The following is an 8474-nucleotide window of genomic DNA, read 5'->3' as shown; positions in this document are numbered from 1 at the left end:
AGTAGAAGCGCATACGCATGAATATATTACAACGGGTCAAGATGATTCTAAGTTTGGTTTTGGTATTTCAACAGGGCATGCCTTACGAGCAATGAAAAGTGCATTAGAAAAATCAAATTACAATGTGTTAGGAATTCATTCTCATATTGGATCGCAAATTTTTGAAACGGCAGGATTTGTTCGTGCAATTGAAGTGCTTCGCAAATTTCTAGAATTAGTGAGAAAAGAAATGGATTATGTAGCTCCCGTATTAAATGTCGGCGGTGGTTTTGGAATTCGTTATACGGAAGGGGATACACCGCTTGCCCTTGGTGAATATGTGCAAGCAGTAACAGATGCGGTACGCGAGCAGTTTACAGCATGTGAATATCCACTTCCAGAAATTTGGGTAGAGCCAGGTCGTAGTATTGTTGGTGATGCAGGAACAACTTTGTATACAGTGGGAGCGATTAAAGATATTCCAGGTATTCGGAAATATGTATCAGTTGATGGTGGCATGACAGATAATCTTCGACCGGCACTGTACGGAGCCCGTTACGAAGCATTACTAGCAAACCGAGCGAATGAATCTGCTGAAGAGGTCGTTTCCATTGCAGGGAAGTGTTGTGAAAGTGGGGATATGCTCATTTGGGATATAGCTCTCCCGAAAGTTGTTTCATGTGATCTCTTAGCTATCTCTTGTACAGGGGCATATGGCTATTCGATGGCAAATAATTATAATCGCATACGTCGACCAGCAGTTGTGTTTGTGAAAAATGGAAAATCTCATGTTGTTGTTGAGAGGGAATCGTATGAAAATATTATTGGGAACGATCGCATACGTGTAAAGGAATTGGTATAAATACGTTCTTGTTTTAGTTGAAGAAGGAGTCATTAAGGTAAATAAACAGCTCCTTTTTTTTTTTTTTAGGTGGGCGAGAGTATCTGGCTGTGCATAGGAGGGCATGTTGTATTCTGCATAGCGGCAATCTATGTGGTAAAAAATCAAGTTGGATTTATATATAGTATTTGATAGTTTGTGATATCCCCCTCTTTTTAATAAAATAAAGAATACGTGACTAAAAAGGGGGAAGAACTGTGAAAATTAGAAATTCAGTGAAAGCATTAATTGTAAGAGATGATCATTTTTTAGTAATTAAAAAGTGTGATCAAGACGGGGAATATTATTTATTAGTTGGCGGCGGTCAAGAGCCGGGGGAAACTTTTACAGAGACGGTGAAACGTGAGTGTTTGGAAGAAATTGGTGCTGAAGTGCAGCCGAATGAGTTATTGTTTATTAGAGAATATATTGGGAGAAATCATGAACATGCAGAGTTTGATTTTGATGTTCATCAAATTGAATATATGTTTTCCTGTACACTTCTAAGTGAACCGGATTTGAAGCGAGCAACGCAGTTAGACACGGATCAAGTGGGGATAGAGTGGTTACCTTTACATAACATTACAGAGTATCGCTTATATCCACAAACATTATGCGCACAACTGCAAAAACATTATATTCATCATGAAAAAACGGAAGTATACTTAGGAGATGTCAATTAATTTATTCTTTACAAATGAAATATTCTCCTCTATAATCACAATTAACTTCAATACATGAAATCGATGAGCAAGAAGAGTATGTATATTTGAGACGTTCAGAGAGCTGGGGAAAGGTGGGAGCCCGGTACGATAAAATATACGGAATGGGCTTGCGAGAGGTATGTTGAATGATTAGTAGGCAACCCGGGTTCCGCCGTTAAAAGGATAAGGTATCGGAAGTATTCCTGTACCTGAAAAGTGGGATAGTTTATCCAACTGAGGTGGTACCACGGTATTATAATATCGTCCTCTATATGCGTAATAGCATGTAGAGGACTTTTTTTGTTTTCTGAAGGAGGTGGCGAGTATGAAATGAAAGTATACGGTTAAGAACAATAAAGACGATAAGACAAGGAGAAGTGAAGATGAAAGAAACACAGCAATGGACGTCGAAAATTGGTTTTGTACTCGCAGCAGCCGGGGCAGCAGTAGGACTTGGTGCGATTTGGAAATTCCCGTATGTTGCCGGAAGTAGTGGCGGAGGAGCCTTTTTCCTAGTCTTTTTACTCATGACAATATTTATTGGTATGCCGCTTTTAGTGGCGGAATTTGTGATCGGTCGCAGTACGCAAAAAGAAGCGGTGACAGCTTATAAAGTGTTAGTACCGAATAGTAAACTATATCCATGGATTGGTCGTATGGGAGTAGTGACATGCTTTAGCGTTTTATCATTTTATAGTGTTGTGGGAGGATGGATTTTACTTTATTTATTTTATAGTGTAACAGGTGGATTATGGGGAAATGGTGCTGATTATGCAAAGTTATTTGGAGAAACAATCTCAAATCCAATCAGTGCCATTGGAGCACAATTTACTTTTATGCTTTGTACCATTTTTATCGTAAGTAAAGGTGTAGAAAAAGGAATTGAAAAAGCAAGTAAGTATATGATGCCGCTTTTATTTGTTCTGTTTCTTGCAATTATTTTTCGTTCTCTTACGTTGGACGGAGCGTGGAAAGGTGTCGAATTTTTCTTAAAACCCGATTTCTCAAAGTTAACAGCAAAAACAATTTTATATGCGATGGGACAATCGTTCTTTTCACTTACGGTTGGAGCTTCAGTTATGGTCACCTATAGTTCGTATTTGAAAAAAGAAGAACATTTAGCAAAATCAGCAACGTCTATTACAAGCTTGACAGTCTTTATTACTGTACTTGCAGGACTAGCGATCTTCCCAGCAATTTTTGCATTAGGCGTTAGTCCGACAGAAGGACCTGGATTATTATTTATCGTTCTTCCTGCTGTATTTGGTGAAATTCCTTTCGGGCACTTTTTCTTTATTTTATTCTTAATTCTGTTTTTCTTCGCAACGATTACATCGGCAATTTCAATGCTGGAAATAGTTGTTGCTTCTGTAGCGAAAGAGGATGAAAAGAAACGTCCATCAGCATCGCTCATCATTGGTTTACTCATTTTCGTAGTTGGAATTCCAGCAGCATTATCGTTTGGAGTTATGAGTGATGTGAAATTTTTCGGAAAGACATTTTTTGATTTAGTGGACTTTATGGTGAGTAACGTATTACTTCCGCTCGGTGTGTTAGCTATTTCGCTCTTTGTGCCAAATAAAATGAAGAAAGAGTTGTTAATGCAAGAATTGGAAGTTACAGGAACAAGAGGAAGAACGCTGTTTAACATATGGTTTTTCTTGCTTCGTTATATCATTCCGATTACCGTTATTCTTGTATTTTTAAATGTTATTGGTGTATTTTAGTTAAAAAACGGAGAATATTCTCCGTTTTTTTTTATGATGTAGAAGTTTGTAATAGACGAGTATATGTTTTAAAAGCTACAACGGCTGCGATGAAGGAACCGATAAAAAAGATACCGGATCCAACTACTGAAAATATTCGGCCTATAAATGTCTCTTTGGCTTCTTGTAATACTGCAACTGCCTGTGATTCTTGAACCATGTGTGGACCTCCTCAAAAAAGCTTTTATGTTATTGTATGTGTAATGCCTAGAAGGTGTTAAAAATCGTAAAGTATACGTAACTACTCAGTCACTCTATGAAAAAACAACCGAAAAGCATTTTTATTGCTTTTCGAATCACCGTATACACGGAGTAAAACCTGGCGAACAATCAACCAAGTTCCTTTGGATTTTTTAATTTTTTCTGCGTAAAAACGGCCACGATTACGATCGCGCTTTACAATCCCGTCCGCCATCCCCACTCTTCATCGGCTTTTCTAGCAGTTAAAACTTGTGAGAGAAGGGACTTCACGTTTTTCTGTAAGCATCCATTTCCTCTGATTGATAATTTTCCATTGCACACATTCTTTTTAATGATACGAATTAGTGCCATAATTTCCAGGGAAGATACTAATTTGTATCACTCAAGTGTTTTTGAAAAAAGATAAAACCAAAAACTTTAATTATAATTCCAGGAACATACATGCGTATATATGTTAATTTCTGGTTATTATGATATAATATAATTCAGTTAATGTTACATTTAATGGAGGTATATAGTAAAAAATGTAAGTAAAGATTGATAACAAGTTTTATAGGAGTTACTTTTTCAGGACTATTTTTGCATAATTTCGGCTCTTCACCATAACTTGTGGTTGATTTTCTATTAATTCAATAATTTTATAGTTTACTATAGAAGAAAAGCGAAAACTCACGTATCGTATTTGTTGTCGTGACAAACCACGAGAGGAGTTTTCGCTGTGTACTCTAAGTTTATCAAAATGCTATTACCGTTACCATCTTTTTTCGAAGTTTCTCTTCCATCTGATAAAGAACCAAATGTTTTCCCCGTTACAGTAGGTGCTTATTCAGTGCCCTGTCCAATTTGTCAAGGGAAAACGATTGGTCATGCACAAACATTACGTCGTTTTCGTCATAGCTATGGTTGGCATCTCGGATTGATTTGGATTGAGATGATGATTCCACGTCATCGGCTATGTTTCGTAGAGAGCTTGTTCGACATTGCCATAATCGTTCCATTGCTGATGTAGCGTGTGAATATGAACTACCCCATACGACTGTTGAGCGATAGTATTATTTGTATGCAGCTGAAGAATTAACTGAAGCAATTGCCACAAATACCTGTGTAGATGAGTTCGCCTTGTGCAAAGGACATAACTATGCGACCAGTGTTTTAAATGCCGACACAGGTCGTATTTTGGCGATTGTTCCTCACCGAGACCAATACGCAATTACCGCTGTTTTACAGAAAGTAACAGGGCCTATTCGTGCGGTGGTAAGTGATTTCGCTCCAGCGATGGCAAACGCAATACAAGCAGTTTATCCAAATGAGATTCATGTGCTGGATCGCTTTCATCTTATGCAATTTTTCACCGATGCCCAGCAGCGAAGACAACGTTATTTAGGAGAAGCCAAAAAGCAACATAAATTGAGATTCATTGACAGTTGTTTGGCACGAAAACCTGAATAATTAACTGAAGAAGAACGCGGATTTGTTGCACAGTGGCACCAGGAAGATTTGCATACAAAACACATTTATCAAGCATTGAATCATATGCGTTATGTACTGAAAGCGACAACGATGACTCAAGCAAAACGACGATTAATAGAATGGTTTAAACGATATCAATTTCATATGTGTGGTGCCGTCTCTAAAATCACAAAAACATTGATAACACGTGAAAAGGCGTTGCTGGATACCATTATTTCACCGCTATCGAATGGCATTATGGAAGGCACGAATAATAAAATTAAACTCATCAAAAGACGTAGTTTTGGCTATCGAAATGAAGACCCTTTATTCCTTCGTTTACGTTTAGAAACAGGTCGCTGATTTTGTCACCCACGACTTTTGGTGATGAGCCAAAAATATACAGTATATCTCTTATGAGTTTACTACTTTAGCAAATTATGCGAGGGGAAAAACATGAAAAATAAAAAAACATTAGCTACAGTTGCATTAACAACACAATTAGCTTTAACAGCTGTAACACCATATGGAGTAGGCCATGCAAAGGAGACAGATCAACTACAAGTTCAAATTCAGGAGGACTCGTTCCGTACAGGTGAACTTACACAACCATCACAAAAGGCACCAGAGAATGTAGTAAAAGATGCTCTTAAGGAGAAGACAGAACAAGCTTTGTCCTCAAAACAAGTTAATGGAGAATCAGGAGTAGATTATAAGGTTCTTCAAAAGCGTGGTTCTTATGATGGGACAACGCTTTTGCGTATGCAACAAACATATGAAGGAAAAGAAGTATATGGACATCAATTGACTGCACACGTAGATAAAAAGGGTGTTATTAAAAGTGTTTTAGGAGATAGCGCGCAAAATTTAAAACAAGAAGATTTAAAGAAACCTATTAATCTATCACAAGAAGAAGCGAAACAATACATTTATACAAAATATAGAAATGAAATCAAGTTTATTTCTGAGCCAGAAGTAAAGGAAATTATTTTTGTTGATGAGAATAATGGACAAGCCAGCAATGCATATCAAGTTACATTTGCTGCTGCCACACCAAACTATGTATCTGGAACCTATTTAGTAAATGCACATAATGGAGATATGTTAAAAAATATGGTACAAGAATCCAACTTAAAAGCAAGTGAAAAGCTTGTTGGAGTCTTAAAGGAAAGTAGAAAAAGCACTCTTACATCACTAACTGGAACAGGAAAAGATGATTTAGGTATCTCTCGTACATTTGGTATTTCTGAACAAAGTAATGGAAAATATGCACTTGCTGATTACACTAGAGGGCAAGGAATTGAAACATATGATGTAAATTACAGAGATATTAAAACAGAAAAAAACTATTACCCTGGTACACTAGCAACTAGCACTTCAACAACATTTAATGATCCAAAGGCGGTAAGTGCTCATTTCTTAGCAACAAAAGTATATGATTTTTATAAAAATAAATACAAGCGTAATAGTTTTGATAATAAGGGACAAAAAATAGTATCAGTTGTACATGCCTGGGATTCTGAAGAGACAAATGATGCGAAAGATTGGCAGAATGCATTAAGTGCTGATAATGGTAGTATGCTTGTATATGGCGATCCTCTTGTAAAGGCATTTGACATAGCGGGACATGAGTTTACACATGCGGTTACATCTAGCGAATCCAATCTTGAATATTACGGAGAATCTGGTGCAATTAATGAGGCATTGTCTGATATTATGGGAACAGCTATTGAGAAATACATCAATAATGGGAGATTTAACTGGACAATAGGAGAACAAACTGGATCAGCTTTCCGTGATATGGAAAATCCATCTTCAATTAATTCTTCAGATGGAGTACCTTATCCAGATGATTATAGTAAATTTAACGATTTTAATGGAAGGGACCAAGGAGGCGTTCATTTTAACTCAAGTATTATTAATAAAGTTGCTTATTTAATTGCAAAAGGGGGCACTCATAACGGTGTAACTGTAGAAGGTATTGGTGAGGATAAAATGTTTGATATTTTCCACTATGCAAACACTGACGAATTAAACATGACTTCTGATTTCTCTGAATTGAGATCGGCATGCCTTCGAGTTGCAACAAATAAATATGAAGCGAACTCAGCTGCAGTTCAAGCAGTTCAAAAGGCTTTTAATGCAGTAAAAATTAAGGTAGAAGAAAACAGAGAAACTCCAGATATGGAACCGAAGTTAACAGTACCTGTTGAAGCAATAATTAATGTAGGTGATTCATTCGATCCAATGGTAGGAGTATCCGCTACGGATAAAGAAGACGGCGACCTTACTGATAAAGTAACAGTTGACGGTAAAGTAGATACTACTAAACCGGATACATATGTTTTAACTTACACAGTTAAAGACTCTAAAGGTCATAAAGTAATTGCGATACAAACGGTAACGGTTAAAGAGAAAGAAGAAACAAAAGATGAAGCACCAGCATTAACTGTACCTGCTGAAGTGAATATGAATGTAGGAGACAAATTCTATCCAATGTCTGGGGTTAAAGCTATTGATAAAGAAGATGGCGATATTACTGATAAAGTAATGCATTTTGGTGAAGTAGATACATCTAAAACTGGTACTTATGAAGTAAAATTCCTTGTTCGTGACTCAGACGGTAATGAATCAACTATGACACAAAAAGTGGTTGTGAAAGATAAGGACAATGGTAACGGAAATAACAATACCAATAACGGTAATAGCACTGATAATGGCAGTACTGGTATTATCAACAGCAATGGCCCTGATACTGATAACAGTAATAGCGCAAACAATAGTACTTTTGATAAAAAAGAAGATGCATATAAAGAGCTTCCAAAAACGGGTGCAAGTACAAATAACAGTGTAGCAATGGGTATATTAATGGTTCTTGCAGGTATGGTACTTACTTTTGGGCGCAAATTTAGAAAGGTACTAAAATAATTGCAACTCAGTGCAGTGAATAAAAAACATCTTCGAATTGTGAATATACCTCTGTCAAGTAGACAATAGAGAAAAGACCTATATTGTTATGTCTTTTCTATCACCTGATTTCGATATTCTATCGGACTCAGGTGATTTAGTTTTTCTTGAAATTGTTCCGTGTTCACTAGTGTCGCGCAAGTTTGTTTTGAATTTTCTGTTTTCATTTTTTCTTTTAAAAGAAGAAAAGAAACGGAAGATTCTAAATATGTTTATGCGACGCTAGTGACTTGAGATAAATATAGAATTTATTATTATGGTTGGTGCCTTATTTTTAATAGTATTTACCTTATATATATTTTAAAATTCCAGCATTACGAACAGTCGACTAAATCATCAATTATAAAATACCTTTAGGAAATGAATACACTACTGAATATCTAAATCACCAGCCTGTAATTGACTATAGAGATACGAAATTTTCGTTTTGGGGTATTTGCTTTTCTTAGCTTGATAGCGAGGGGGGGATCACATGCCCATCAACTTAAAAATGTTTGTAACTACTCAGTTATCCTAAAGTTTTAATAG

General features: G+C 36.5%; 7 protein-coding genes, 1 pseudogene and 1 other annotated feature. Of the genes and pseudogenes, 6 read left to right on the top strand and 2 right to left on the bottom strand.

The features are described from left to right. The 3 genes from lysA to H280_RS0105940 form a co-directional block, all read left to right on the top strand. The coding region (gene lysA, locus H280_RS0105950; RefSeq protein WP_020060204.1) for a diaminopimelate decarboxylase at positions 1 to 841 on the top strand (841 nt) is incomplete at its 5' end. Between the two features lie 236 nt (positions 842 to 1077). Next, positions 1078 to 1542: an NUDIX domain-containing protein gene (locus H280_RS0105945; RefSeq protein WP_020060203.1), complete on the top strand. Its 465-nt coding sequence runs from the start codon at positions 1078 to 1080 to the stop codon at positions 1540 to 1542. A gap of 54 nt (positions 1543 to 1596) precedes the next feature. Further along, positions 1597 to 1835, top strand: a binding site (T-box leader). Positions 1836 to 1946: 111 nt separating this feature from the next. After that, positions 1947 to 3290, top strand: coding sequence for a sodium-dependent transporter (locus H280_RS0105940; RefSeq protein ID WP_020060202.1), 1344 nt, complete (start codon positions 1947 to 1949; stop codon positions 3288 to 3290). Positions 3291 to 3321: 31 nt separating this feature from the next. Here H280_RS0105940 and H280_RS26035 read toward each other — a convergent pair whose 3' ends face one another. Both H280_RS26035 and H280_RS26940 read right to left on the bottom strand, forming a co-directional pair. Continuing rightward, positions 3322 to 3489, bottom strand: a complete 168-nt coding sequence (locus tag H280_RS26035) for a hypothetical protein (RefSeq protein WP_020060201.1) — start codon at positions 3487 to 3489, stop codon at positions 3322 to 3324. Between the two features lie 81 nt (positions 3490 to 3570). Next, positions 3571 to 3744 (bottom strand): helix-turn-helix domain-containing protein, encoded by a 174-nt coding sequence (locus tag H280_RS26940; protein ID WP_020060200.1) that lies wholly within the window; start codon positions 3742 to 3744, stop codon positions 3571 to 3573. 504 nt (positions 3745 to 4248) lie between these two features. Here H280_RS26940 and H280_RS24380 point away from each other — a divergent pair. The 3 genes and pseudogenes from H280_RS24380 (at position 4249) to H280_RS0105910 (ending at position 7907) form a co-directional block, all read left to right on the top strand. After that, entirely contained in the window at positions 4249 to 4539 is a 291-nt protein-coding gene (locus H280_RS24380) for a hypothetical protein (protein WP_028411116.1), read from the top strand. 47 nt (positions 4540 to 4586) lie between these two features. After that, a pseudogene (locus H280_RS26345) lies at positions 4587 to 5342 on the top strand (ISL3 family transposase). Positions 5343 to 5435: 93 nt separating this feature from the next. Next, a complete protein-coding gene (locus tag H280_RS0105910) occupies positions 5436 to 7907 on the top strand; it encodes a M4 family metallopeptidase (protein ID WP_020060199.1) in 2472 nt (823 codons plus the stop codon). Positions 7908 to 8474: the final 567 nt, after the last annotated feature.

The sequence above is a fragment of the Bacillus sp. 123MFChir2 genome, from assembly GCF_000383235.1.
GTDB lineage: Bacteria > Bacillota > Bacilli > Bacillales > Bacillaceae_G > Bacillus_A.
This window is presented reverse-complemented; position numbering and strand designations above follow the sequence as displayed.

Excerpts from the sequence above, each read along its gene's own strand:
- H280_RS0105940 (WP_020060202.1), top strand. The coding sequence starts at position 1,947 with ATGAAAGAAACACAGCAATGGACGTCGAAAATTGGTTTTGTACTCGCA.
- H280_RS0105910 (WP_020060199.1), top strand. The coding sequence starts at position 5,436 with ATGAAAAATAAAAAAACATTAGCTACAGTTGCATTAACAACACAATTA.
- H280_RS26035 (WP_020060201.1), bottom strand. The coding sequence starts at position 3,489 with ATGGTTCAAGAATCACAGGCAGTTGCAGTATTACAAGAAGCCAAAGAG.
- H280_RS26940 (WP_020060200.1), bottom strand. The coding sequence starts at position 3,744 with ATGGCGGACGGGATTGTAAAGCGCGATCGTAATCGTGGCCGTTTTTAC.